General features: G+C 71.4%; 26 protein-coding genes and 1 pseudogene. 9 read left to right on the top strand and 18 right to left on the bottom strand.

The features are described 5' to 3' along the window. Positions 1-10 precede the first annotated feature (10 nt). The 4 genes from EP26_RS07225 to EP26_RS07210 are packed head-to-tail and all read right to left on the bottom strand — an operon-like array spanning position 11 to position 3,572. The gene (locus tag EP26_RS07225; RefSeq protein WP_043337451.1) at positions 11-1,153 is read right to left on the bottom strand and encodes a DegT/DnrJ/EryC1/StrS family aminotransferase; all 1,143 of its coding nucleotides are present in this window, start codon (positions 1,151-1,153) and stop codon (positions 11-13) included. 21 nt (positions 1,154-1,174) lie between these two features. Beyond that, positions 1,175-2,176 (bottom strand): NAD-dependent epimerase/dehydratase family protein, encoded by a 1,002-nt coding sequence (locus tag EP26_RS07220; protein ID WP_043337449.1) that lies wholly within the window; start codon positions 2,174-2,176, stop codon positions 1,175-1,177. Positions 2,177-2,236: 60 nt separating this feature from the next. Further along, on the bottom strand, positions 2,237-3,193 hold the full coding sequence (locus EP26_RS07215) for a potassium channel family protein (protein WP_043337448.1): 957 nt from the start codon (positions 3,191-3,193) through the stop codon (positions 2,237-2,239). After that, the gene (locus tag EP26_RS07210) at positions 3,186-3,572 is read right to left on the bottom strand and encodes a RidA family protein (protein WP_043337445.1); all 387 of its coding nucleotides are present in this window, start codon (positions 3,570-3,572) and stop codon (positions 3,186-3,188) included. The genes EP26_RS07215 and EP26_RS07210 overlap by 8 nt, the downstream gene beginning before the upstream one ends. 181 nt (positions 3,573-3,753) lie before the next feature. Here EP26_RS07210 and EP26_RS31765 point away from each other — a divergent pair, with 181 nt between their 5' ends. Continuing rightward, positions 3,754-4,677 (top strand): transglycosylase SLT domain-containing protein, encoded by a 924-nt coding sequence (locus tag EP26_RS31765; protein ID WP_052388906.1) that lies wholly within the window; start codon positions 3,754-3,756, stop codon positions 4,675-4,677. A gap of 60 nt (positions 4,678-4,737) precedes the next feature. After that, the gene (locus EP26_RS07200; protein WP_043337444.1) at positions 4,738-5,226 is read left to right on the top strand and encodes a hypothetical protein; all 489 of its coding nucleotides are present in this window, start codon (positions 4,738-4,740) and stop codon (positions 5,224-5,226) included. On the opposite strand, the gene EP26_RS07195 is transcribed toward EP26_RS07200, so the two are convergent. The 5 genes from EP26_RS07195 to EP26_RS31760 form a co-directional block, all read right to left on the bottom strand. Next, on the bottom strand, positions 5,223-6,092 hold the full coding sequence (locus EP26_RS07195; protein ID WP_052388905.1) for a metal ABC transporter permease: 870 nt from the start codon (positions 6,090-6,092) through the stop codon (positions 5,223-5,225). The genes EP26_RS07200 and EP26_RS07195 overlap by 4 nt on opposite strands. Then, entirely contained in the window at positions 6,080-6,808 is a 729-nt protein-coding gene (locus tag EP26_RS07190) for a metal ABC transporter ATP-binding protein (RefSeq protein WP_043337442.1), read from the bottom strand. Before EP26_RS07190 ends, EP26_RS07195 begins: the two co-directional genes overlap by 13 nt. A gap of 164 nt (positions 6,809-6,972) precedes the next feature. Continuing rightward, positions 6,973-7,509, bottom strand: coding sequence for a ferritin-like domain-containing protein (locus tag EP26_RS07185; protein ID WP_052388904.1), 537 nt, complete (start codon positions 7,507-7,509; stop codon positions 6,973-6,975). A gap of 78 nt (positions 7,510-7,587) precedes the next feature. After that, on the bottom strand, positions 7,588-8,466 hold the full coding sequence (locus EP26_RS07180; protein WP_211259394.1) for a DMT family transporter: 879 nt from the start codon (positions 8,464-8,466) through the stop codon (positions 7,588-7,590). Between the two features lie 10 nt (positions 8,467-8,476). Beyond that, on the bottom strand, positions 8,477-9,445 hold the full coding sequence (locus tag EP26_RS31760; RefSeq protein WP_052388903.1) for an aldo/keto reductase: 969 nt from the start codon (positions 9,443-9,445) through the stop codon (positions 8,477-8,479). A gap of 55 nt (positions 9,446-9,500) precedes the next feature. Here EP26_RS31760 and EP26_RS07170 point away from each other — a divergent pair, with 55 nt between their 5' ends. Then, positions 9,501-11,156 (top strand): NAD(P)/FAD-dependent oxidoreductase, encoded by a 1,656-nt coding sequence (locus tag EP26_RS07170; protein WP_043337438.1) that lies wholly within the window; start codon positions 9,501-9,503, stop codon positions 11,154-11,156. Between the two features lie 117 nt (positions 11,157-11,273). On the opposite strand, the gene EP26_RS07165 is transcribed toward EP26_RS07170, so the two are convergent. From EP26_RS07165 to EP26_RS07155, 3 genes are all read right to left on the bottom strand, one after another. Next, complete coding sequence (locus EP26_RS07165) at positions 11,274-11,615, bottom strand: hypothetical protein (protein WP_052388902.1); 342 nt, start codon at positions 11,613-11,615, stop codon at positions 11,274-11,276. Between the two features lie 128 nt (positions 11,616-11,743). Next, positions 11,744-12,010, bottom strand: a complete 267-nt coding sequence (locus tag EP26_RS07160; protein WP_043337436.1) for a hypothetical protein — start codon at positions 12,008-12,010, stop codon at positions 11,744-11,746. Between the two features lie 58 nt (positions 12,011-12,068). Next, the gene (locus EP26_RS07155; protein WP_043337435.1) at positions 12,069-13,937 is read right to left on the bottom strand and encodes an ABCB family ABC transporter ATP-binding protein/permease; all 1,869 of its coding nucleotides are present in this window, start codon (positions 13,935-13,937) and stop codon (positions 12,069-12,071) included. A gap of 94 nt (positions 13,938-14,031) precedes the next feature. Between EP26_RS07155 and EP26_RS07150 the strand changes: the two genes are divergently transcribed. After that, entirely contained in the window at positions 14,032-14,874 is an 843-nt protein-coding gene (locus EP26_RS07150; protein WP_245624315.1) for an NUDIX hydrolase, read from the top strand. Positions 14,875-14,950: 76 nt separating this feature from the next. Here EP26_RS07150 and EP26_RS07145 read toward each other — a convergent pair whose 3' ends face one another. The 4 genes from EP26_RS07145 to EP26_RS07130 form a co-directional block, all read right to left on the bottom strand. Then, positions 14,951-15,328: a hypothetical protein gene (locus tag EP26_RS07145; protein WP_043337432.1), complete on the bottom strand. Its 378-nt coding sequence runs from the start codon at positions 15,326-15,328 to the stop codon at positions 14,951-14,953. A gap of 88 nt (positions 15,329-15,416) precedes the next feature. After that, positions 15,417-16,382 carry an alpha/beta fold hydrolase gene (locus EP26_RS07140; protein ID WP_043337431.1) on the bottom strand — a complete coding sequence of 322 codons (966 nt, stop codon included), beginning with the start codon at positions 16,380-16,382 and terminating at the stop codon, positions 15,417-15,419. Positions 16,383-16,437: 55 nt separating this feature from the next. Continuing rightward, a complete protein-coding gene (locus tag EP26_RS07135) occupies positions 16,438-17,226 on the bottom strand; it encodes an aldolase (RefSeq protein WP_043337430.1) in 789 nt (262 codons plus the stop codon). Between the two features lie 10 nt (positions 17,227-17,236). Next, complete coding sequence (locus tag EP26_RS07130) at positions 17,237-18,121, bottom strand: hypothetical protein (protein WP_211259393.1); 885 nt, start codon at positions 18,119-18,121, stop codon at positions 17,237-17,239. A 113-nt stretch (positions 18,122-18,234) separates the two neighbouring features. Here EP26_RS07130 and EP26_RS07125 point away from each other — a divergent pair, with 113 nt between their 5' ends. The 4 genes and pseudogenes from EP26_RS07125 (at position 18,235) to EP26_RS07105 (ending at position 20,915) form a co-directional block, all read left to right on the top strand. Next, the gene (locus tag EP26_RS07125) at positions 18,235-19,107 is read left to right on the top strand and encodes an MBL fold metallo-hydrolase (RefSeq protein ID WP_043337429.1); all 873 of its coding nucleotides are present in this window, start codon (positions 18,235-18,237) and stop codon (positions 19,105-19,107) included. A gap of 10 nt (positions 19,108-19,117) precedes the next feature. Continuing rightward, positions 19,118-20,026, top strand: a pseudogene (locus tag EP26_RS38575) (FAD-dependent oxidoreductase); the annotation flags it as partial. Positions 20,027-20,118: 92 nt separating this feature from the next. Next, positions 20,119-20,310 (top strand): hypothetical protein, encoded by a 192-nt coding sequence (locus EP26_RS07110; protein ID WP_043337424.1) that lies wholly within the window; start codon positions 20,119-20,121, stop codon positions 20,308-20,310. A gap of 44 nt (positions 20,311-20,354) precedes the next feature. Further along, entirely contained in the window at positions 20,355-20,915 is a 561-nt protein-coding gene (locus EP26_RS07105) for a demethoxyubiquinone hydroxylase family protein (protein WP_052388924.1), read from the top strand. Here EP26_RS07105 and EP26_RS07100 read toward each other — a convergent pair. Then, entirely contained in the window at positions 20,912-21,949 is a 1,038-nt protein-coding gene (locus tag EP26_RS07100) for an LLM class F420-dependent oxidoreductase (RefSeq protein ID WP_043337420.1), read from the bottom strand. The genes EP26_RS07105 and EP26_RS07100 overlap by 4 nt on opposite strands. A gap of 5 nt (positions 21,950-21,954) precedes the next feature. After that, on the bottom strand, positions 21,955-22,905 hold the full coding sequence (locus EP26_RS07095) for a TIGR03619 family F420-dependent LLM class oxidoreductase (RefSeq protein ID WP_052388901.1): 951 nt from the start codon (positions 22,903-22,905) through the stop codon (positions 21,955-21,957). Between the two features lie 86 nt (positions 22,906-22,991). Between EP26_RS07095 and cofH the strand changes: the two genes are divergently transcribed. Beyond that, on the top strand, positions 22,992-25,337 hold the full coding sequence (cofH, locus tag EP26_RS07090; protein ID WP_211259392.1) for a 5-amino-6-(D-ribitylamino)uracil--L-tyrosine 4-hydroxyphenyl transferase CofH: 2,346 nt from the start codon (positions 22,992-22,994) through the stop codon (positions 25,335-25,337). Positions 25,338-25,343 lie beyond the last annotated feature (6 nt).

Genomic DNA, 25,343 nt, shown 5'->3' with positions numbered 1-25,343 from the left:
GCCGGGGTTTTCAGCCGGCCAGGTTGCGCAGCGCCCAGCCGATATGACCGACCTGCTCGTCGGTCAGCTCCGGGTACATCGGCAGGCTGAAGACCTCGAGCGCGGCGCGGGCGGTTTCGGCGCAGCCGGCTGGGCCGAGGGGGATGCGGCCGAAATAGGCCGGTTGCAGGTGGACCGGCACCGGGTAGTGGATGCCGGTGCCGACGCCGTCCGCGCGCAGGCGGGCCTGGATGTCGGCCCGGGTCATGCCCCAGGCGCCGGCGCGGAGCACGTACTGGTGGAAGACATGCTCGGTATCGGCCCGGCGGGCGGGCGGGGCGAAGGGGCCGCCGGCGAGCGCCGCGTCATAGGCGGCGGCGATCTGGCGGCGGCGCTCATTGCCCCAGTCGAGGGCGGTCAGCTTCACCCGGAGGATGGCGGCCTGGACCTCGTCGAGCCGGCTGTTCACGCCGACCATCGAGGAGACGTAGCGCTCCTTCCAGCCATATTGCCGGATGGCGGCAATGCGGTCGGCCAGCTCGTAATCGTCGGTCGCCAGGACGCCGCCATCGCCGAGGGCGCCGAGATTCTTGGTGGGGTAGAGCGAGAAGGCCGCGGCGCGGCCGAGCGTGCCGAGCTTGCGGCCGCCGAGGGTCGCGCCATGGGCCTGGGCGCAATCCTCGATCAGCGCGACGCCGGCCGCCTGGCAGGCGGCGAGCATCGGCTCAAGGTCGCAGGCCTGGCCGTAGAGATGGACGGCGATGACGGCGCGGATCGGCGGCAGGCCGGGGGGCGGGTCCTCGAGGACGGCGGTCAGTTCCTCGGGGTCCATGGTGTAGGTGTCGGGGTCGATGTCGAGGAGGAGGGGGACAGCGCCGGCCATCTCGATCGCCGCCACGGTGGCGACGGCGGTGTGGGAGACGGTGACAACGGTCGAGCCCTCGCCGATGCCCATGCCGCGCAGGATCAGCGCCAGGGCATCCGTGCCGTTGGCGCAGCCGACCGCGCGGCTGGTGCCGAGCCAAGCGGCGAATTCCTGTTCGAAGGCCTCGCCCTCGCGGCCGAGGATGTACCAGCCGGAGGCGAGGGCGCGGGCCACGGCGGCATCGATCTCGGCCTGCTGGGCGCGGTAGCCGGCGCCGGGATCGGCCTGGGGGATGACGGTCATGCTCATCGGCGGTTCGTCCTTGGAGCCTCAGCCATAGTCAGCCATGCGGGTGCGGTACCAGTCGAGGGAACGCGCGAGGCCCTCATCCAGCCCGACCAGGGGCGCCCAGCCGGTGGCGGCGCGGAAGGCATGGTCATCGGCGTGGTAGCTGCCGATGTCGATGGGGGCGCGGTCGGCGGGGAAAGACTTCACGGCGTAGTGACCTTTCCCGCCATTCGCGGCGATCAGCCGGTCGGCCAGCTCGATCAAGCTGGCGGGGGGCGAGCCGCCGAGGTTGAAGACCCGGCCGGCGACATCCGGCTTCGGCGCGTATTCGGCCGAGAGCAGGAAGGCGCGGACCACGTCGTCGACATAGGTGAGGTCGCGGAGCTGCTCGCCGCCCCAGACCTCGAACCCCTCCCCTTTCAGCACCTGGCGGATCCAGATGCCGAGGAAGGTCTGGCGGGCATCACGGATGCGGAGGCGGGGGCCGTAGCAGTTGGTCAGGCGGAGCGAGACGACGGGGCGGTGCAGCACGCGTTGCTCCAGCAGCCAGTACTGCTCGCCGGCCCATTTGGAGACGCCGTTGGCATCCGGCGGGTTGACCGGGTGCAGCTCGTCGACCGGCAGCTGCATCGGTCGGCCGTAGAACTGGCGGGTGGAGGCGTGGACGACGGTGGCCTTCGGCGCCGCCTCGCGCATCACCTGGATCAGCCGGACCTGGGCGACGGCGTTGATGGCGATGTCGGCCACCGGGTCCTTCTGGCCACCCATATGGCTGGTCTGGGCGGCCATGTTGAACAGCACGTCCACGTCCTGGCAGAGGGTGTGCAGCTCCACGTCGCGTATGTCGCCGCGGACCAGGAGGACGCCGGCGCCCTCCAGATTGGCCATGTTGGCCCCGCCATCGGGGAACATGGCGTCGAGCGCCGTCACCCGCGCGCCGAGCGCGGCGAGGGCATGGCAGAGGGCGCTGCCGAGGAAGCCGGCCCCGCCGGTCACCAGCACGCGCTTGCCGCGCCAGAAAGCGGCCCGTTCGGCCTCGGTCATCGGTCCTCGATCCTTCGTCCAGTCCGGCCAGTATCCGCACCGATTGCGGCGGAACCGCGCCTAATCCCCGGCGGCGGCGCGGCGCGTAGCCTCGTCGCGGGGCGCCGCGTCGGGCAGGCCGGCGCGGCTGCCGCGCATGATCTCGATGAAGCCGAAGAGCAGCAGCAGCTGGGCCAGCAGCATCTGGATGCTCGCCAGCAGCCTGATGCCGTCATCGGCCGGGATGATGTCGCCATAGCCCACCGTCGAGAGCGTCACCACGCTGAAATGCAGCGCATCGGCGAAATCCACCCGGATCGGCCCATGGGTGCTGGTGAAGAGCGGCCCGCCGGAGAGCCCGTCGGCGATGCGGTAGAGGCAGCCGAAGACCACCGTCAGCAGCGCCCAGAGGCTGGAATAGGCAGCGATCGGCACGGCGAGGCGGGAGAGCCGCCGCGTCACCGCGCGGAAGATGACGGCGATGTCGACCAGCAGGCGCACCACGTCGCCGACCGAGATCACGCTGACCGCGGCGATGGCGGCCATGGCGCCGATCAGCGCAAGGCCCTGGCCGGTGGCGGGCAGGCGGTTCACCGGGAAGCCGAGGGAGACGAGGCCGACCAGGCCGGTGATCGCCAGCCAGCGGGCGAAGCGGGGGAGATGGGCGAGGTCGGCGGCCTCCTCCTGCTCGGCCCAGGCGCTGAGGTCGCGGCGGCGGAGCCAGCAGGCGGCGACGAAGGCGGCGATCGGCAGGACGAAGGCGACGGCGCGCGCCCAGTCCGGCGCGTCGGGGAAGCCGGCACGGCCGATCACCACATAGAGGCAGGCATACATCGCCAGCCCGTTGGTGGTGCCGAGGGCGAATTGCGGGCCGTGCGGGAAGAGCCGGTAGAGCGCGCCGATCGCCAGTGCCGAGGCGCCGAGCAGGACCAGTGGGAAGGTGCCGCCCCGGTCGGCGACGCCGCCGGCGACCAGCAGCATCAGCCCGAGCGAGAGGCCGGTAGCGCCGAGGACGCTGCGGGGTCGGCGCTCAGGCATCGGCCCCCGGGGAGGATGCGAGCGCGGGCGAGGGCATCGCGGCGATGCCGGTGATCTCGACGCGCCAGCGAGGGTCGACCAGCGGGGCCTCGATGGTCATGCGCGCGGGCTTGGCGCGCGGGTCGAGCCAGCGGTCCCAGGCGCGGTTCATCGCCGGGGCGTCCTGGATGTCGGCCAGCACCACGGTGACGGTCAGCAGATTCGACTTGTCGGTGCCGGCATCGGCGAGCAGGGCATCGATCTGGGCGAGGATGTCGGCGGTCTGGCCCTCAGCGTCGAGGCCGGGGTCATCGGCCACCTGGCCGGCCAGGTAGACCAGCGCGCCATGCACCACGGCGCCGGAGAGCCGCCCTTCTTCCGCCAAGCGTCGGATCGCCATGCCTGCCTCCCTCTGAAGGGCCGAACCATAAGGGCGAGGATGGCGCGGTGGATACTCCCGATCGGAGGTGTCCTGCGGGTCACAGTGAGCATCGGCCGGCAAGGGCTTGGAACGGAACGGCGCCGGCAGCGTAAAGGGCATTGACACATCCATCGCTCCCACCCCCGAGGGAGATTCCTTCGTGACCGAAGCCACCCATCGTGCCGCCCCCCGCGGCACGCAGCCTTCCCATGTGCGTCGGCTTCGCCCGGCAATTGCCGCCCTCGCCTGCGCCCTTGTAGCGAGCATCGCCGTGCCGGCGCCGGCCGAGGCGCGGCCCAACCAAAGGCCGGGCGCGGCGCGCGCCCAGGCGAAGCCCATGCCCGTCGTCAGGCCGGCGCCACGGCGGCAGGCCGTGGCCCCGGTGCGGGCGTGGGTCAAGACCGTGGCGATGGTGCCCCCCGTCGCCCAGGCCGAGGACGGTACGCCGAGCCCCGTCGTCGCCACGGCACTGGCGGCGGCGACACGCAGCACCGGCGCCGACCCGGTGCTGCTGCGGGCCATCGCCTGGCAGGAGAGCCGCTTCAGCCATCGCGCCGTCAACCGGCAGAGCTCGGCGCGCGGACTGATGCAGTTCACCGAGGCAACCTGGCTTGAGGTGGTACGCGACTTCGGCGCGCGGCACGGGCTGGCGCGGGAGGCGGCGAGCCTGTCAACCGATGCGCGGACCGGAGCCATCACCACCAAGCGGCCGCGCGACCTGCGCCATATTCTCAACCTCCGCTTCGACCCGCGGCTTTCGGCCGTGATGGCGGCGGAGCGGTTGGGGGCGGAGCGGGCGGCGCTGGAGGCGCTGCTCGGCCGGCCGGCAGGGACCACGGAGCTGTACCTCACCCATCTGCTCGGGCCGGCGGGAGCACGGCGCTTTCTCGTCGAACTGGGCCGGGCGCCTTCGCGGCCGGCGGCGGAGGCGGTCGGTGCCGACAGCATCGCGGCGAATCGGGGTGTCTTCTTCGACCGTGCGACCGGGCGGGCGCTGAGTCTGGCCGAGGTGCAGGCTGGGGTTGCGCGGCTTCTCGCCTCACAGCGTGCATTGCCGGCGCCGATTACGCTCGCTGCGCGATAAATTTCTTGCTATCCTAGCAACGGTCACGAGATTACCAATCGTTCGTGGCCGGGGGATTGGATGGACGGCGGGAAGCAGTTGCTGGCGTTGGCGCCGGAGGCGGATCGGCTGTCCTCATCCCTGGGCGCTTGGGCGGAGCGGTTGCAGCTCCAGCCCGAGGCGCCGGTCCCAGCGGTCATCGAGAGCGGCTGGGCTGCGAAGCTGAAGGCGCATGTCCGGCAGGCCGGCGGGTTGCGGGCGGTGGCGGCACCTGCCCGGGAGGCCGCGGCGCCGGAGGCCAATCCGACCGGCGCCTTCCTCGAAGCCCTCAGTCTGCTGAAGGAGCAACTGCTGCGCGAGCGGGGGCGGGCGGATGCGGCGGAGGCCTTGCTGGTGGAGGCCGGGGCGCGGCTTGCGGAGCGCGAGGCGGCGCTCGCCGCCGCTGAGGCGCGGCTGGCCGAGGCGTCGAGGCGGGTGGAGAAGGCCGAGAAGGAAGCCCAGGCGGCGCAGCAAGGGCTGCGGCGGCTGCGCAAGCGCGGGCTGATCGCGCGGATTCTGAACGCCGACTAACCTGCAAGGTGCCGCCGGCGGAGCAGGCGGGCGGCGAGGCCGTCGACCGGTCCGGCCAGGACCGAGACCGCCCAGGCGAGGCCGGCGCAGAGCACCACCGCCGGGCCGGCCGGGACATCGGCATGGAAGGACAGCAGCAGGCCGGCGAGGCTCGCCGCCATGGCGATGCCGACCGAGGCATAGGCCATTCCGCCGAGCCGCCGCGACCAGTGCCGGGCGGCGATGGCCGGCAGCATCATCAGCCCGACGGCCATCAGCGTGCCGAGGGCCTGGAAGGCCGCCAGCAGGTTCAGCACGACGAGGCCCAGGAAGCCCAGGTGCCAGAGGGCGCCGCGGGCGCCGACCGCCTGGGCGAAGCCGGGGTCGAAGCATTCCAGCACCAGCGGGCGCCAGGCGAGCGCCAGGGCGGCGAGGGTGAGGGTGGCGGCGCCGGCCATCAGCAGCAGCGCGCCGTCATCGACGCCGAGCACGCTGCCGAAGAGCAGGGTGGTGAGTTCCACCGCGCCGCCGCGCATGGAGACCATGGCGACGCCGGCGGCCAGCGCCACGAGGTAGAGGGCGGCGAGCGAGGCGTCCTCGCGCCCGCCGGTGGCGCGGGAAAGGGCGCCGGCGCCGATCGCCACCAGCAGGCCGGCGACGAGGCCGCCGAACGCCATCGCCGGGAGGGAGAGGCCGGCGATGAGGAAGCCCGCGGCGACGCCGGGCAGGATGCCATGCGCGAGCACATCGGCAGTGAGGCTCATCCGCCGCAGCATGAGGAAGAGGCCGAGCGGCGGGGCGGCGACCGAGAGGGCGAGGCAGCCGACCAGGGCGCGGCGGAGGAAGCCGTACTCGATGAAAGGCTGGAGGAGGATCAGGCGGCGCAGGCCTCCGCCTGCTCGGCCCAGGCCTCGGCCATCATGCGGGCGCGGAGGCGGTTGGCGGCGGTCAGCACCTCGCCGGTCGGGCCCCAGCCGAGGCAGTCGCGGGCGAGCAGCAGCGTCTCGGGGAATTCGCGGCGGACGAGGTCGAGGTCGTGCAGCACGGCGATCACCGTGCGGCCCTCGCCGTGCCAGCGCTTCACCAGCGACAGCAGCTCGGCGGCGGTGCGGGCGTCGAGGGCGTTGAAGGGCTCGTCGAGCAGGATCACCGGCGCATCCTGCAGCAGCAGCCGGGCGAAGAGCACGCGCTGGAACTGGCCGGCGGAGAGGCTGCCGATGGGGCGGCGCTCGAAGCCAGCGAGGCCGATGGCGGCGAGCGCGGCTTCGGCCCGGGCGCGGCCGGCGCGGGGGATGGCGCGGAAGGCGCCCGTCTCGCCCCAGAGGCCGAGCAGGACGGCATCGAGGCAGGTGAGCGGGAAGCTGCGGTCGAGGCTCGATTGCTGCGGCAGCAGCGCGACCTGGCCGGCCGCACCCTCGATGCGGCCGCCATCCGGGCGGTGCAGGCCGGCAATAGCACGCAGCAGGGTCGTCTTGCCGGCGCCGTTGGGGCCGACCACGGCGGTGAGGCTGCCGGGGGCGAAGCGGCCGGAGAGGTGATGCACCGCGGGGCGGCGCTGGTGGCTGACCGTGAGGTCGGCAATTTTGATCTCGGCGGGGCTCATGCGGCCATGGCCCAGGCGACGGCGAGCCAGAGCCCGGTCGCGACGACCGCCGCCAGCGCGAGGCGGGCGGCGGCGCCGGAAGACAGGTCGAGGGGATCAGACCAGGGCATGATGTTATGAAATAACATCACCCCTGGGCGGTTGCTACCCCTGCCCTCGCGGACTTACGAAGCCTTGCGCTTGGAGCCGCCCTTGGCATCGTTGGCCGCCTCGCCGCCCATGACCTGGGCCATCAGCACCTGCTGGGTCAGCTCGGTCAGCTTCAGGTCGGTCTGCTTCTCCTCCTCGAGGATCTCGCCGAGGATTTGGCCGACCTTCTCCTCGCCGAGCGCCTTCGCCAGGGAGGCCGTGGTGCCGTAGGAGGCGATCTCGTAATGCTCGATCTTCTGCACCGCGGCGACGATGACGATGTCGAGGACGGGCCCCTTCTCGTACTCCTCCACCTCGTGCTGCGCCTCCTCGATCAGGCCGCGCATCGCCTCGCAGACCTTGCGGCCTGGGCGGGCGCCCATCTCCTCGAGCGCCTGCTCGACGCGCTCGACCTGGGACTGGGTCTGCTCGACATGCATGGTCAGCGCCTCGCGCAGCTCCGGCGCGGAGACCTTGCGGACGACGCGCTGCATGTTGCGGGTGCCCTGCTTCTCGGCGCTGTAGATGTCCTTCAGCGAGGCGACCAGCATCTCACGGATTTGGTTGTCCATGTCTCACTCTCCATCTGTAGCGTCGATGCGGAAGGAAAGGCTGGCAGCGGGTGAAGTTGCCTGCGTCACGGCAACGTCTCATCCCCTTGAGGCGAGGGCGACCCCGCCGAGCGTGAGCGCCAGCGCCGCGCCCTGGCGCAGGCCGAGCGGCTCGCCGAGCAAGGCGGCGCTGCCGAGCACGCCGATGATCGGCACCAGCAGCGAGCCGATGGCAGCGGTGCCGGCGGGCAGCCGCTTCAACGCGCGGAACCAGGCCAGATAGGCGAGGCACTGGCCGATCACCGAGGCATAGGCGAGGCAGGCCCAGCCGAGCGGGCGGACCTCGGCGGGATGCGCCTGCTCGGTGGCGAGCGCCACGGCGGCGACGGGCAGCGCGCCGATGGCGAGCTGCCAGGCGACGAGCGGCACCGGCGCCATCGCCAGCGGAAAGCGCTTGGTCCAGATGGTGCCGCAGGCGAAGAGCAGCGCCGTTGTGAGGATCGCCAGCACGCCAGGGAGCTTGCCCGCCCCTATGCCGGCGGCGAGGTCGAGCCGGCCGGCCATCAGCAGCGCCACGCCGGCGAGGCCAAGGGCGAGGCCCATGAGACGGCGCCAGCCGGGGCGCTCGCCGAGGAAGGGCCAGGCGAGCATCGTCGCCCAGACCGGCATGGTGTAGGCGATGATCGCCGCCTCCGACGCATCGAGCCAAAGGATCGCCAGCGGGGCGAAGAACAGCCAGGAGGTGACATTAAGCAGCGCCGCCACCGCCAGCCGGCCCCATTGGTCGGGCCGGGGCAGCAGCGCCTCGCGCTGCAGGGCCGCGATGGCGAAGAGCAGCAGGACGGAGCCGCTGGCCGCCAGCACCCGGAAGGTGAAGGGGGGCCAGTCCTGCATCAGCAGCTTCATCACCGGCCAGTTCATGCCCCAGGCGGCGGCCGTGACGGTGAGGTAGCCGAAGCCGGCGAGCTGGGGACTCACTCCCAAGGGGTCATGCCATGAGGACCGCGGCGATGCGCTCCAGCACCGGGGGCGGCAGCGGGCCCCGCTCCGCAGCGGCGATCGCCTGGTCGAGCTGCTCCGGCGAGGCGGTGCCGATCAGGGCCGTGCCCATCTCCGGCGGGGTGATGGCGAAGCGGATGGCGAGCTCGGCCAGCGAGGCGGCATGGCCCTCCTCCACCAGCGGGCGGAGGCGGCGGGCATGGGCGAGATCGGTGGCATAGTCGCCGGCCGAGGCGATGGGCGCGACCTCGGGCATGGCGATGGGGTGGCGCCCCGCTTCGCCGGAGAGGGCGCCGGCGGCGAGGATGCGGATGCCGATCAGCCCGACGCCCTGCGCCGCCGCCAGATGGCCGAGCTGGCGGAAATCCTGCCCCGGCAGGCCGGGCGGCAGCGAGGCGAGCCAGGAAGGATTGAGCGCGTTGAAGGGAAACTGCGCCGTGTCGATCAGCCCGGCCTCCAGGAGTTGGCGGAGGGCGGGTTCGGCGCCGAGGGCGGTGATGCCAAGAAAGCGGCACTTCCCCTGGTCGCGCAGCTGGTGCAGGGCGGGTAGCCCCTCGCCCAGCAGTTCGGTGAGGCTGTAGCCCTCTGGTAGGCCGATCGGGTCGTGGAGCTGGAGGAGGTCCACGGCGTCGCGGCCGAGGCGGCGAAGGCTCGCCTCCAGCGAGGCCGTGATGGCGCCGGGGATGTCGCGCGGCACGGCGGCGGGCAGGCGGAATTTGGTGCCGATCAGCGGGCGGGCGCCGAGCGCCGCCAGGGCCCGGCCGAGATTCTCCTCGGAGGCGCCATTGCCATAGGCGGGGGCGGTATCGACATAGTTGATGCCGGCCTCGAAGGCGCGGGCGAGCGACCGCTCCTGCTCGGCCGGCGTGCCGCGGACCATCAGCCCGCCGACGGCGCCGGCGCCGTAGCCCAGCACCGAGACCTTCAGCCCGGTTCGACCCAGGACCCGCTGTTCCATCCACCGTCCCTCCCCGCTAAGGGGAGGATACGCCTCGCCCGGCCCTTGGAAACCCATGCTGCGTCTGACCGAACTGCGCCTGCCCCTCGGCCATGAGCCCGAACTCCTGCGCGCCGCCATCCTCGCCCGGCTCGGCATCGCCGATGACGAGTTGCTCGACATCACCGTCTTCCGCCGCGGGCATGATGCGCGGAAGCCGCGGGCGATCATGTGGGTCTACACGCTCGACCTCGTGTTGCGCGACGAGGCGGCGGTGCTGGCGCGGCACAGAGGGGATGCGCATGTCCGCCCGGCGCCGGACACGCGCTACCGATTCGTGGCGCGGGCACCCGAGGGGGCGCTGCGGCCCGTCGTCATCGGCACCGGGCCCTGCGGGCTGCTGGCGGGGCTGGTGCTGGCGCAGATGGGTTTCCGCCCGATCATCCTTGAGCGCGGCAAGCTGGTCCGTGAGAGGACCAAGGATACCTGGGGCCTCTGGCGGCGCGGCGTGCTGACCCCTGAGAGCAACGTGCAGTTCGGCGAGGGCGGGGCAGGCACCTTCTCCGACGGCAAGCTGTACAGCCAGATCAAGGATCCGCGGCATTATGGACGGAAGGTGCTGACCGAGTTCGTGAAGGCGGGAGCGCCGGAGGAAATCCTCTATGTCTCGCGGCCGCATATCGGGACCTTCCGCCTGGTCTCGATGGTGGAGAGCATCCGCGCGGAGATCGAGCGGCTGGGGGGCGAGTACCGCTTCGGCAGCAAGGTGGTCGGGCTGGAACTCGGGGCGGGGCGGCAGGTGGAAGGCGTGGTGCTCGAGAGCGGCGAGGCGATCGCGGCGAAATCGGTCGTGCTCGCGATCGGGCACAGCGCGCGGGACAGCTTCGTCATGCTGCGCGATGCCGGCGTGTATCTCGAGCAGAAGCCCTTCAGCATCGGCGTGCGGATCGAGCATCCGCAGGGGATGATCGACCGGCTGCGCTGGGGGCCGAATGCGGGCAACCCGCTGCTCGGCGCGGCGGACTACAAGCTGGTGCACCATGCGTCGAACGGGCGCAGCGTCTACAGCTTCTGCATGTGCCCGGGCGGGACGGTGGTGGCGGCGACGAGCGAGCCGGGGCGCGTCGTCACCAATGGCATGAGCCAGTATTCGCGGGCCGAGCGGAATGCGAATGCCGGCATCGTCGTCGGCATCTCGCCGGCGGATTACCCCGGCGACGTGCTGGCCGGCGTCGACTTCCAGCGGCGGCTGGAAAGCGCGGCCTTCCTCGCCGGCGGCGGCGACTATCGGGCGCCGGGGCAGCTGGTCGGCGACTTCCTCGCCGGGCGGCCCTCGACCGAGCTGGGCGAGGTGCTGCCAAGCTACAAGCCGGGGGTGACGCCGACCGACCTGGCGCTCTGCCTGCCCGACTTCGCCGTGGCGGCGATGCGCGAGGCGCTGCTCGCCTTCGACCGGCAGATGCCGGGTTTCGCGCGGCCGGATGCGGTGATGACGGGCGTCGAGACGCGGACCAGCAGCCCGATCCGCATCCGCCGGGGCTGGGACTTCCAGAGCCTCAACACGCCGGGGCTGTTCCCGGCCGGGGAAGGCGCGGGCTATGCGGGCGGCATCCTCAGCGCTGGCGTCGATGGCATCCGCGTGGCGGAGGCGCTGGCGCTGCTGGCAACCGGACAGGAGGTGCCGCGAGAGATGAGCCGGGGCGTCGAGGCGTCGGAGACGACCTACGGGTAAGTGGGTCCTCGCGACGCCGCTGCGCGGCGCCGTGGGAGCCCCGGATGGTGCCTTGCCTTCAGCACCTCGCTCCGCCTTCCGCGGCAAAGCCGCGGAAGGGCACATGCCGGAAGCAGGCTATTCCGCCAGCAGGCTGCCGCGGCCGACGACGATGCGGCTGACCTCGCAGATGTTGACGCTGCGGATCTCTGCCCCGCGCCCACCGCTCCAGACCACGCGGAAGTCGTAATTGCCGCCGCGGCCAGGGCGGAAGCTGACCTTGCGGCCCGGCGTCAGCACATTCTCGCCCAGGCGGTCGCGGCCCCAATTGCTGTTGCTGGTCGGGTTGAAATACAGCTCGTCCACCTGCGCGCCCGAACTGTTCACGACCTCGATGGAGGTGTCGCAGCCTTGGGCGGAGGCCTGGCCGGCGGCGAGGGTGCCGAGCAGGGCAAGGGACAGGGCGTAGCGGCGGAACATCGGCTTCTCCGTGCAACGGGCGGCAGCCTGGCGATCCGTGCCACGACCCGACGCAGGAGTAAGACCGTTTCGATTAAAAAATCACGAAGAATGTGAGGATGGATGCGGGTGCATCATGCACCGCAACATCAAGGATGGGCGTCGCCGCCCGGAAGCTGGTCGCGCATCTCGCGCAGCTCGCCGCTCTCGACGCTCGCCAACGCGTTGCGCAGCACGCCGGAGATGGAGCGGTCGTCCATTGTGCGGGCCAGCAGGCCGAGCGCGCCGCCGAGCAGCGCGGAGGCGGCCGAGATGGGGGCGATGTTCTGCTCCATCATGTACTCGATCGCCTTGTCCACCACCGAGCCGGCGTGGCTGAGGTCGTCGGGGGCCACGCCCTGGGGGTCCAATTGCATGCCATGCGCTCCTTATTCGATGCGGCAGATAGGGTTTCCGGGGGGCGGCGAAAACCCCTCAGTCGGCCGTCGCCTCGCCGAGGCGGATGCGGGGCTGGTCGAGATCGGCGGCGCGCTGGGCCGCCGCCGCCGCCTCGGCCATGGCGACCGCTTCCGACTGGCGGCGCCACATCTCGGCATAGAGCCCGTCGCGGGCGGTCAGCTCGCCATGGTTGCCGCGCTCGACGATGCGGCCATCCTGCAGCACGATGATCTCGTCGGCCTCCACCACCGTCGAGAGGCGATGGGCGATGACGAGGGTGGTGCGGTCGGCCGAGATCTGGCGCAGCGCGGCTTGGATCTCCTGCTCGGTGCGGGTGTCGAGGGCGCTGGTCGCCTCATCCAGCACCAGGATGCGCGGGTCCTTCAATATGGTGCGCGCGATGGCGACGCGCTGCTTCTCGCCGCCCGAGAGCTTGAGGCCACGCTCGCCGACCATGGTGCGGTAGCCCTCCGGCAGGCGCTCGACGAAGTCATGCACCTGGGCGAGCTTCGCGGCGCGGACGATCTCCTCCTCCGTCGCATCGGGGCGGCCATAGGCGATGTTGTAGCGGATGGTGTCGTTGAACAGCACCGTGTCCTGCGGCACCACGCCGATGGCGGCGCGGAGCGAGGCCTGGGTCACGCTCTCGATCGGCTGGCCGTCGAGCAGGATGCGGCCGCCGGTTGCGTCGTAGAAGCGGAAGAGCAAGCGGGAGATGGTGGACTTGCCGGCGCCTGTCGGGCCGACGATCGCCAGCGTCCTGCCGGGCGGGACGTGGAAGGAGACACCTTTCAGGATCGTGCGGTCGGGGCGGTAGCCGAAGCGGACATCCTCGAAGGTGAGTTCGCCGGGGCCGGCGGCGAGCGGGCGAGCATCGGGCGCGTCGGCCACCTCGCGCTCCTCGCGGAGCAGGCGGAACATCGCCTCCATGTCGGTGAGCGACTGCTTCATCTCGCGGTAGACGAAGCCGAGGAAGTTGAGCGGCAGGTAGAGCTGGATGAGGTAGGTGTTCACCAGCACGAAGTCACCGACCGACATCTGGCCGGCGGCGACACCACGGGCTGCCATCAGCATGACGAGGGTGAGGCCGATGGCGATGATCGCCGCTTGGCCGCCATTCAGCATGTTGAGCGTGACCTCGGAGCGGCTATAGGCCCGCTCGTAGCGGGCCAGCGACGAGTCGTAGCGCCGCTCCTCATGCGCCTCGTTGTTGAAGTACTTCACCGTCTCGTAGTTGAGCAGGCTGTCGATGGCCTTGGTGTTGGCGTCCTGGTCCATCGCGTTCATCTCGCGGCGGAAGCGGAGTCGCCAGTCGGTGAACATCAGCGTGAAGGCGATGTAGACGGCGATGGTGCCGAAGGTGACCGCGGCATATGAGAAGTCGAACATTCCCCACAGGATCACCGTCACCAGCACGATCTCGAGCAGGGTCGGGACGATGCTGAACAGCATGAAGTCGAGCACGAAGGTGATGCCGCGCGAGCCGCGCTCGATGACGCGGGAGAGACCGCCGGTCTGCCGGTCCATGTGGAAGCGCATCGAGAGCGCGTGCAAATGCTGGAAGACCTCCAGCGCGATCCGGCGCGAGGCGCGGGCCTGAACCTTCACGAAGACGGCATCGCGCAGCTCGGCGAAGCCGGCGCTGGCCGCGCGCAGCAGGCCGTAGCCGATCACCAGCGCGATGGGGATGGTGGCGATGCCGCCCGCCTGCGGCCCCAGCGCGTCGACGGCGCGGGCATAGACGATGGGAACGAGGACATTGGCGCCCTTCGCCACCACCAGCAGCGCCAGGGCGATGACCACCCGCGCGCGCAGGCCGGGCTCGCCCTTCGGCCAGAGCCAGGGGGCGAGGGTGAGCAGCGTGCGGAAATGGCTGCGTTCTTCAGGGGCGGCGGAGTGGCTCATGCGCCTGGGACATAGGCCCGAACGGCGGCGGGGCAAACGGGCCATATGGCCGGGAGGGGACGCCGGGCGGTAGACCTACAGGATGAGTCCCTTCATGCGCCATATCGAGTCCTGCAACGACCTGCCCTCCCCGGCCGGCTTCATCCCCTTCCGCATCGCGGGGGCACAGGTGGGCTGGCTCGGGGCGGAGCTGGCGCGGGCGCTGACCTTCTTTCCGCGCGACTTCCATTTCGATGCCGAGGGGGTGACGCTGGCCGGCCGGCTGCGCGGAGTGGCGGCGCGGGCGGAGGCGCTGGCGGCGGTGACCCGCTCGCTGGCGGGGCGGGGGTTCTTCACGCTGAGGGATGAGGCTTTCGACGTGCGGGCGGAGCCGGAGGGGGCGGTGCTGGCGCTGCTGGACCGGGGCGCGATCCCGGCCTTCGGGGTGCGGGCGGAGGGAGTGCATCTCAACGGGCTGGTGCGGCGTGCGGATGGGCTGCAGGTCTGGGTGGGGGTGCGCGCGCGGAGCAAGCCGGTGGCGCCGGGGCAACTCGACCATGTGGTGGCGGGCGGAATCCCGGCGGGTCTCGACCCGATGCAATGCCTGGTGAAGGAGGCGGCGGAGGAGGCCTCGATACCGCCCGAGCTGGCCGGGCGGGCGCGGAAGGTGGCGCGGCTCTCCTATGTCATGCGGCATGGCGAGGGGATGCGGCGGGACATCCTGCATGCCTTCGATCTGGAGTTGCCGGAGGCGTTCACCCCGGTACCGGCGGATGGCGAGGTGGAGAGGTTCGAGCTGTGGCCGGTGCGGCGGCTCTATGAGGCGGTGCGGGACACGGAGAAGGTCAAGTTCAACGTGAACCTGGTGCTGATCGACCTCTTCCTGCGCGAGGGGCTGATCGACCCTGCCAGCGAGGAAGGCCGGGCCTTGCGGCGCGGGCTGGAGCAGGGCGCATGACCGAGCGGGAGATGCGGAATGTGCCGGCCGGGGTGCTCGTCGCGGGCAACCCGGCCCGGGTGGTCAGGTCCCTGCCCTACCAGGCGTAAGCGGGGCGATAGACCACCGGCGGGGGCGGCGCGTAGTAGGCCGGCGGCGGGGCATAATAGGCCGGCGGGGGCGCATAGTAGACCCGCGGCGGCGGTGCATAGACCACTGGCGGGGGCGGCGGGGCATAGTAGACCGGCGGCGGGGGCGCGGCATAGGCATTGGCCGCACCGGCCGCCAGCGCGCCGAGCGCCAGGCCGCCGATCACGCCGGCGACGACAGCGCCGCCACCGCCACCGCGGTGGTGGTGCGGGCCGCCCCAGCCACCACCATAGCCGCCGCGATGCCAGCCTTGTGCCTGGGCGGCGGGGGCGGCGAGAGCGGCAGTGGCGACCAGGGCCGCAGCGGCGGCGATACGAAGTTTCATCACACAACCCTCCTTGGGTCTGTGATGGATGAAACAGCTGGATCGTGACGGGCTTGTGGCAGGAAGCCGGCGGAAAGCCGCCGGAATGTCAATTCGATGCGATGGCGACGCCGCGCAGGAAATCGATCAGGGCCCGGTTCACCGGCTCCGGCGCCTCCTGCTGCACCCAATGGCCGATGCCTTCCAGCAGCACGGAGCCGCGCAAGCCGGGAAGGCGCTGCGGCAGCGCCTCCACCGCCGGCTTCGTCCAGCCGAGCACGGGATCGGCGGTGCCGGTGATGAAGAGGCTCGGCTGACGCAGGGAGAGGCCGGCGAAGGGGGCCATCAGCTGCCAGTTGCGATGGATGTTGCGGTACCAGTTCAACCCGCCGCGGAAGCCGGTGCGACGGTAGATGGCGGTGAGTTCCGCCAACTCCTCGGCCGGGAGCCAGGCGGGGAGCGCGGGCGGTTCGGCGAGGCTGGCAAGGAAGCCGGCCTCGGGCAGGTCCGGGCGCCAGCGCTCGGGCTCGGGCGGGTCGCCCGAAAGGGACCAGAGGGTGCGGCGGAGCGTGACTTCCGCATCGCCTTCGAGATCGGCCTCGGCGATACCCGGCTCCTGGAACCAGAGCTGGTAGAAGCTGTGGCGGCCGGCGCGGCGCAATGCCTCGATGGGGCTCGTGGGGCCGCGCGGGGCGAAGGGCACGCTCAGCCCGGCGACGGCGAGGAAGCGGTCCGGCCGCAACAAGGCGGCGTTCCAGGCGACGGGGGCGCCCCAGTCATGGCCCACGATCGCGGCCTGGGGCAGGCCGAGCGCATCCAGCAGGCCGACCATGTCGCCGACGAGGTGGAGAAGCGTGTAGTCCTCGATCGCCGCCGGCGCCTCGCTCCCGCCATAGCCGCGCATGTCGGGGGCGATGGCGTGGAAGCCGGCCTCGGCCAGCGCCTTCATCTGGTGGCGCCAGGAGCGCCAGGATTCGGGGAAGCCATGGCAGAGCAGCACCGGCGGCCCCTCCCCCGCCTCCGCGACATGAAGGGTGATGCCGTTGGCGGCGAGGCTGCGGTGGGTGATCGGCATGCAGCGTCTCCCGGTCTGGAGCGGGGTCCGTGAGCCAGTGCGAACGGAAACCGCTCTAGCTGGCGAAGTCGGACGCCTCCGCGGCGAGGATGCGCTTGACGCTCTCCAGATGCAGCCGGGCGCTCTCGCGGTCGCCCTCGCGCATCTGCAGGTAGGTTTTCTGCGCCATCGCATGCGGCACCGGCTTCAGCGGGCGGCCGGTGGACATCGCCAGGCGCTGCGCCTCGCAGGCGCGCTCGAGGTAGTAGAGATCGTCCCAGGCCTCGGCGATGGTCGGGCCGAGCACCATGATGCCGTGGTTGCGCATGAAGACGATGTCGGCCTCACCGATGCTGGCGGCGATGCGGTCGCCCTCGGCCTCGTCCAGCGCCAGGCCGGCATAGTCGTCGTCCACCACGGTGCGGCCGTAGAATTTCAGCGCCGTCTGGCCGGCCCAAACGAGGGGCGGGCCTTCCAGCATGGCGAGCGCCGTCGCGTTCGGCATATGGGTGTGGAAGCAGGCGCGGGCGCGTGGGACGTTCTTGTGGACGCGGGCATGGATGTAGAAGGCCGTCGCCTCCGGCACGCCCTCGCCGGCGACGACATTGCCGTGGAAGTCGCAGACCAGCAGGCGGGAGGCGGTGACCTCGGCGAAGCCCCAGCCATAGGGGTTGACCAGGAACAGGTCGTCCCGCCCCGGCACCATGGCGCTCAGATGGTTGCAGATGCCCTCGTGCAGGCCGAGCTTCGCCGCCATGCGGAAGCAGGCGGCGAGGTCGATGCGCGCCTGCTCCACCGTGGCCGCGTCGAGGTCCGAGTTGCGCAGGATGGCGGGGGCGGCGGGCGGGGTGAGGCTGTGGGCCATGGTTTGTCCTTCAGGCGGGCGGCATGGAGGGCGCCAGGACCTCGTGCCCCGGCGCGTAGAGGTTGTTGCTGATCGCAGGGTTGCGGTTGACCAGCGGGCGGCGGAAGAGCGGGTGCGTCATGCTGCGGATCTCGTGCTCCACCTGGAAGAGCAGGCGCCCGTCCTCCGGGTCGACGATGTCGATGAAGCGGTACTGGTGCTCGCTGTCCTCGCGGCTGACGAGGCCGCGCGCGGCGAGCTTCGCATGGACGCCGCCGAAATCGGCGAAGGCGAGCTGGATGTGGTGGCCGTCATACTCCGGTTGCGGCACATCGGTCTCGCGGTAGACCAGGTACTGGCCGGCGGCGACGAGGATATGCAGCGCGCCGTCGTGCATCGTGGCCGGGGCGCCGATGATCCGCTCGTAGAAGCGGGCGATGCCGGGGAGCGTGCCGGGGGTCGCGTCGAGCTGCACATAGGGCATGCCGAGGGCGATCCGGCCGAAGCGCTCCGCGTCAGGCGCGTGGACGCGCATGCGGTTGCCCCAGGGGCAGGTGACGTCGACATGCCCCTCGGCCTCGGCGAAGGCGAAGCGCGTGCCCTCCAGCCAGCGGCGGGCACGGTGGAGCTGGTGCAGCAGCAGCTCCCGGCTCGGTGTCACCAGGCCGACCACGCCGCGCAGCACCTGCGCCTTGCCGGTCGGCAGGTGGAACTGGCTGACGCCGGCATTGGCCCACATGTTGTCGAGGCCGGTCATCAGGTAGGGGTCGCGGGTCAGGCCGAGGCCGGTGATGTAGAAGGCCGTCGCCAGCGCCTGGTCGGGCACGCGGAGGTTGACGTGCTGGAGCTCGACCGAATTGCCGATGGTCTCCGCGGTCCGGTCGAAGGGGCATTCGACCTTCCTCATCCCGTCCATGATCCGTTCCTCCGCTCGCGGCGGGAAGCTTCGCGCCGGGCCTGGGGTCATGCAAGGGGTATGAGGGCGGCGGCTTCGCGCTAAACTGTTGCCGGACAAGGCGGAGACGGGCCATGGGGACGAGCTTCCAGCTGGGTGACCTCACCATCCACCGCGTGATCGAGGAGGAAAGCCCGCTCTTCGACCCACTCACTTTCTTCCCCAACCTGGCGCCGGAGGTGTTGGAGGAGAACCGCCACTGGCTGGAGCCGCAGGCGATCGACCCGGCGACGGGCAAGCTTCGCCTCGCCATCCAGAGCTATGTGATCCGCACGCCGCACCACACCATCCTGGTCGACAGCTGCGTCGGCAACCACAAGCCGCGAGCGCAGCCCTTCTGGAACCAGAAGACCGACGACACCTGGGAGCGCAACCTGGCGGCGGCTGGGTATTCGGTCGGCGACATCGACTACGTCATGTGCACCCATCTGCATGTCGATCATGTCGGCTGGAACACGCGGCTGGAGAACGGGCGCTGGGTGCCGACCTTCCCCAAGGCCCGCTACGTCTTCGCCGAGCGCGAGGTGGCGCATTGGGAGGCGGCGCGGAAGGAGACGCCGAATCCGATCTTCGAGGACAGCGTGCTGCCGATCCTGGAAGCAGGCCGGGCGGAGCTGGTGGCCGCGGACCATGGCATCGGCGACCACCTGCGGCTGACGCCGACGCCGGGGCATACGCCGGGGCATGTGGCGGTGGAGCTCGGCAAGGAGGAGGTGACCGCGGTGCTGACCGGCGACCTCATCCACTCGCCCTTGCAGATGCGCTACCCGGAAATCTCGATGCGGGCGGATACCGACCAGAAGCAGTCGGCGGAGACGCGGCGGCGCTTCCTCGAATGCCATTGCGATACCGGGCGGCTGCTCTGCACGGCGCATTTCCCCTCGCCCTCCACCGGGCATGTGACGCGCTGGGGGGACGGGTTCCGCTTCATGGCGACGGAGGCATGAGGCCGGGCGTATGAGGGTCGGCATCATCGGTTGCGGGGTCGCCGGCAGCGTGCTGGCGGAGATGCTGATGGCGGCGCCGGGCTTCTCCGTCGATGTTTTCGACCGCATGGCGCGGGGCGAGGAGGAGGAGGCCGGGACCGGGCTCAATTGCGGGCCGAATGCGATGAAGGCGCTGCGGCTGCATCTGCCGGCGCGGCATGCGGCGGTGCGGGAGGTCTCGCTGCCCTGGACGCGCTGGACCATCGAGACGGCGGAGGGCCGGAGGCTCTTCGACCTGAACCTGCACGAGGTGGCGGAGGAGCCCGGCATCCGCCTGCGCTGGTCGGAACTGTACCGGCAGCTGCGCGGGCCGGTGGCGGACATCACCCATCACGAGCTGGAGCTGGTGGCGGTGGAGGAGGATGCGGCCGGCCGTCTCGTTCCGGTGCTGGAGGCGCCGGACGGGGCGAGGCTGCGGCCGCGCGGCTACGAGCTGCTGGTCGCCGGCGACGGGCGCTATTCGGCGCTGCGGCGGCTGGTGGCGGGGGTGCCACGGCCGGCCTTCCACGGCATCGCCATGACGCGGCTGCTGGTGCCGGATGCGGCGGACTGCCCCTTCGACGAGTACGGGCAGTGGTTCAACGGCAATGCGCGGCTGCTGGCCTACCGGCTGCCGGGGGGAGCGGCCTATATCGCCGGCGGCTTCCCGCTGGCTTCGGCCGGGGCGGAGACTCCGCCGGAGGCGAAAACGGCGGCCTTCCAGCGGGCGCTCTACACGCCGGACGGGCAGGCCTGCCCTGCCGTCGCCTGGATGGTGGAGCGGCTGGCGGCTGGCGTCGAGGCGATCCATTGGGCGCGCCTGCAGGATTCGCCGCTGCTGCGGACGGCGGCGGCGGGGCGGGTGCTGTTCCTCGGCGATGCGGCGCATGCGATGGTGCCGACGCTCGGCCAGGGCGCGGCCCAGGCGATCGAGGACGGCGTCATCGCCGGCGCCCTGCTGCGGCGCGGCGGCGGGGCGGCGGGGCGGAGGACGTGGCCGCCTGGCGCGACACGCGGATCGACTTCGTTCGCCGCTTCAGCCTGGAGGCGACGGATACGATGTGCCCGGGTACCGACCCGGTGGCGGGCTCCATCGCCAAGCGGGACCCGGCATTCCTGGCGAAGCTGCGGAGGCTCTACACCGACGTGCCGGGGCCAGAGGAATTCGCCCCCGTCCGGGTCTAAGACTTGTTGCAACGAGGGTCAGCGCCATCTCCGCCGCCATGGACATGCCCGCCCCCACCCTCGACGCCGCCACCGTGGCGCGGCTCGCCGCCCGCCATCCGCTGCTGATCGGCGATCTCCGTTCCAACCATGCCGGAGAGACGGGAGCGGTGATGATCTATCGTGGCATCCTCACCTGCTCGCGCGATGCGGCGGTGCGGGACTTCGCCGCCCGGCATCTGAAGACGGAGGCCGGGCATCTGCGGCTGCTCGACGGGCTACTGGAACCGTCGCAGCGCAGCCGGCTGCTGCCGATCTGGCGCGTGGCAGGCTGGCTGACCGGAGCGCTGCCGGCGCTGGCCGGGCCGGCGGCGGTGCAGGTGACGATCGAGGCGGTCGAGACCTTCGTCGACCACCACTACCAGGAGCAGATCGACCGGCTGCCGGAGACCGGCGAGGCCGGTGCGGTGCGGGCGCTGCTGGAGCGGTGTCGGCTGGAGGAGGTGGAGCACCGCGACGAGGCGGCGGAGCTGCTCGGCGCCGGACGCGGGTGGCTCGCCCGGCTCTGGGGCGGCATCGTCGGGCGGGGCAGCGCCGCAGCGGTGGCCGCGGCGCGGCGGATCTAGAGGACGGCCTCGGCGGCGACGCGCAGCGCCTCCGGCGTCGCGCCGGTGAGGACGACGGTGCCGACCTTCCCCTCCTTCGCCACCGCCTTCCAGTCCTGCAGGCGGCCGCGGATGCGGTCGGCCGGGCCGACGAGGGCGATCTCGTCCACCAGCTTGTCGGGCACCGCGGCCGCGGCCTCCGCCTTGCGGCCGTCGAGGAAGGCGTCCTGGATCTTCACCGCCGCATCCGGGTAGCCGAGGCGCTTGCAGTAGTCGTTGTAGAAATTCTTGCCCCTCGCCCCCATGCCGCCGATGTAGAGCGCAAGCTCCGGCTTTACCGCGTCGCGGCAGGCTTGGAGGTCGTCGCCGAGGCGGATCTTGGTGTAGGGGGCGATGTCGTAGGCCTCGAGGCTGCGGCCGGATTTGGCCATGCCTTCCAGCGTCGGGCCGACCACGGCCTCGGCGGCTTCGGGTGACATGAAGATCGGCAGGTTGCCCTCGGCGATCTCGCCCGAGAGGCGCAGGCCGCCCGGGGTGATGGAGGCGGTGTAGATCGGCAGCGAAGGGTCGCCGTGGATGATGCTTCGCAGGGGCTTGCCGTGGCCGGTGGCGCCGGGCCCCTTGTAGGGGATCTGGTAGTGCTCGCCCTCGTGCTCCAGCGGCTTCTCGCGGGCGAGGATGGCGCGGATGATATCGACATATTCGCGCGTGCGGCCGAGCGGCTTGCCATTGGGCTGGCCGTGCCAGCCTTCCACCACCTGCGGGCCGGATGGGCCGATGCCGCAGAGGAAGCGGTTGCCGGAGAGGGCTTGCAGCGTCATCGCCGTCATCGCCGCGCAGGTCGGCGTGCGTGCCGGCATCTGCATGATGCCGGTGCCGGCCTTGATGCGCGTGGTGCGGGCGAGGACGAAGGCGATGGGCGTCACCGCATCCGTGCCGTAGGACTCGCCGCACCAGACGGCGTCGAAGCCGAGGCGCTCGGCCTCCAGCACGAGGTCCATCTCGAGCTGCGGCCTGGCGCCGCGGATCATGCCGATGGTGATGCCGAGCTTCATCGCGGTCAGACCTTGGCCAGGATGGTGTCGCGGAAGGCGCGCATGGCGTCGAGCGCCGCATCCGCCGTCTCGCCGGGGAAGGTGAGGTCGACGGCGGCGACGCCGAGGGATTTCAGCGCTCGGAGATCGGCGGCGATCTCGCCTGGCTGGCCGGAGAAGAGGCGACGCTCGCCGTCGCCAGCCTGCGCAGGTACATCGGACCCGAATTTCTGCACGCGGTAGGCGAGCGCCATCCCGGCCGGGTCGCGGCCAGCGGCGCGGGTCAGGCCGTGCAGCTTCTCGACGGCGGCGCGGTAGCGGGCGAGGCTGTCGAGCGGGTGCGAGGGATTGGTGCCGATCGGGTACCAGCCGTCGCCGAGCCGGGCGGCGCGGCGCAGCGCCGGACCGCTCTCGCCGCCGACCCAGACGGGCAGCGGGTTCTGCACCGGCTTCGGCGCGAAGCCGATATTGCCGAAGCGGACGAACTCGCCCTCGAAGCGCGGCTCCTCCTTGGTCCAGAGCTCGCGGGCGGCGAGGATGTACTCGTCCGTCACGCGGCCGCGGGCGTCGAAATCGGGCGCCTGCAGGGCCTCGAACTCCTCGCGCAGCCAGCCGGCGCCGATGCCGACGGTGAGCCGCCCGCCGGAGAGCACGTCGATGGTGGAGAGGATCTTGGCCGTCAGCATCGCCGGGCGGTGCGGGACGACCATCACTGAGGTGACGATGCGCAACCGCTCCGTCCGCGCGGCGAGGAACATCGCCTGAGTCAGCAACTCATGCCGCTCGCCGCGGCTGCTGGCGGGGAATTCGCCGGTGTCGGTGTAGGGATACTTCGCCCCGATCTCGCGCGGGATGACCACATGGTCGCTGACGGTCGCGTAGTGGAAGCCAAGCGCCTCGGCGCCCTGGGCCAGGCGGGTCAGCGCCTCGGGCGTCGCCAGCGGGCCGCCGCTCGGCGCGTTGAAGCCGATCTGCATGGGTCCGTTTCCTCCTCCCGGCGTTGCGTCGCCCGGGCCTCTGCCACAGGATGCGGCGAGCCCGCGGGACGGGCAAGGGTGACGGGATGGATGCGCTTCTGAACCGGCCGCTGGCGGCGCTGATGGCGGAGGCCGCGGCCTTGCGCGATGAGGGCCATGGACGGCTGTTTTCCTATTCGCGGAAGGTCTTCATTCCGCTGACCAAGCTGTGCCGCGACGTCTGCCATTATTGCACCTTCGCCGGGAAGCCGCAGCGGGGGCGCAACCCCTACCTGACGCCGGAGGAGGTGGTGGCCATCGCCCGCGCCGGCGCCGCCGCGGGCTGCACCGAGGCGCTCTTCACCTTGGGCGACAAGCCAGAGTTGCGCTGGCCCGCGGCGCGGGAGGCGCTGGAGGCGCTGGGTTACGCCAGCACCATCGACTACCTCACCGCCATGTGCGCCCTGGTGCTGAAGGAGACCGGGCTGCTGCCGCATGCCAATCCCGGCGTGATGACGCGCGAGGAGATCGCGGCGCTGCGCGAGGTGACGGCGAGCCAGGGGGTGATGCTGGAGAGCACCAGCGCGCGGCTCTGCGCGCCGGGCGGCGTGCATTACGGCAGCCCGGACAAGGACCCAGCGGCGCGGCTGGAGGTGTTGCGCCTCGCCGGCGAGCTGCACGTGCCCTTCACCACCGGCATCCTGATCGGCATCGGCGAGACGCGGGAGGAGCGTATCGAGGCCCTGCGGGCCATCGCCACCCTTCATGCCGAGCACGGGCATATCCAGGAAGTCATTATCCAGAACTTTCGGGCGAAGCCGGGCACGAAGGCGGCTGGCGCCGAGGAGCCCGATCTCGACGACCTGCTCTGGACCATTGCCGTCGCGCGCATCCTGCTCGGGCCGGCGATGAACCTGCAGGCACCGCCCAACCTCTCGCCCGGCGTCTATCAGCGGCTCGTCGCGGCGGGGCTGAACGACTGGGGCGGCGTCTCGCCGGTGACCATCGACCATGTGAACCCGGAGGCGCCCTGGCCGGAGATCGAGGCGCTGGCGGCGCGCACGGCGAAGGCGGGCAAGGTGCTGGTGCAGCGCCTGCCGGCCTATCCCGCCTATGTCCGCGCGGCCGGGGAGTGGATCGCGCCCGGCGTTGCGCCGAAGCTGCGCCAGGCGAGCGATGCCGGGGGCTGGGCGCGGGAGGATCGCTGGTCACCGGGCGAGATGACGCCGCCAATGCTGCCGGCGCCGCGCCTCGCCGCCGCCGATGCCGTGCTGGCGCGGGATGTCGAGCGCGCGGCCGGTGGCGAGCGGCTGGAGCCGGCGGCGATTATGCGGCTGTTTGCCGCGCGCGATGCCGACTTCGCCCATGTGACGCGGGCGGCGGATGCGCTGCGCGCCGCCGTCTCCGGCGAGACGGTGCGCTACGTCGTCAACCGCAACATCAACTACACCAATATCTGCACCTATCGCTGCACCTTCTGCGCCTTCAGCAAGGGGCGGACGCATGAGGCGCTGCGCGGCCCGGCCTATGACCTCGATCATGGCGAGATCGTTCGCCGCGCGGTCGAGGCCTGGGATCGCGGCGCGACGGAGGTTTGCCTCCAGGGCGGCATCCATCCCGACTATACCGGCGAGACCTATGAGGCGATCTGCGCGGCGATCCGCGCGGTGCTGCCGGAGATGCACATCCACGCCTTCTCGCCGCTCGAGGTGACGCAGGGGGCGGCGACGCTCGGCCTCTCGCTGACGGAGTATCTGGCGAGGTTGAAATCGGCGGGGCTCGGCACGCTGCCGGGGACGGCGGCGGAAATCCTCGACGACGAGATTCGCGCCGTCATCTGCCCGGACAAGGTGAACACCGCCGAATGGCTGGCCGTGGCGCGGGCGGCGCATGGGCTCGGCCTCCGGACGACGGCGACGATCATGTTCGGCCATGTCGAGGGGCCGCTGAACTGGGCACGGCATCTGCTGGTGCTGCGTGACCTTCAGGCGGAGACGGGGGGCTTTACGGAGTTCGTCCCCCTCCCCTTCGTCGCCATGGAGGCGCCGATGTTCCTCAAGGGCCAGGCGCGGCGCGGCCCGACCTTCCGCGAGGCGATGCTGATGCACAGCGTCGCGCGGCTCGCGCTGCATCCGCATATCCCGAACATCCAGACGAGCTGGGTGAAGATGGGGCCGCGGGGCGCGGCGATGGCCTTGCAGGCGGGGGCGAACGACCTCGGCGGGACGCTGATGAACGAGAGCATCAGCCGCGCCGCCGGCACCCAGCATGGGCAGGAATACCCGCCCGAGGCCATGGAGGCGCTGATCCGCTCCATCGGGCGGCTGCCCGAGCAGCGGACGACGCTCTATGGCCCGGTGCCGGAGGGGCGGCGGCAGGCGGCCTTCCAGGCGCCGGAGCTGGCGCCGGTGGTGCAGACGGCGCCGCGGAAGAGGGAGGCCGTGACGGGTTAATCGCCT

Source organism: Belnapia moabensis DSM 16746, assembly GCF_000745835.1.
GTDB lineage: Bacteria > Pseudomonadota > Alphaproteobacteria > Acetobacterales > Acetobacteraceae > Belnapia > Belnapia moabensis.
Note: the sequence above shows the minus strand (reverse complement) of the source record. Positions and strands in the feature narration are given on the sequence as shown.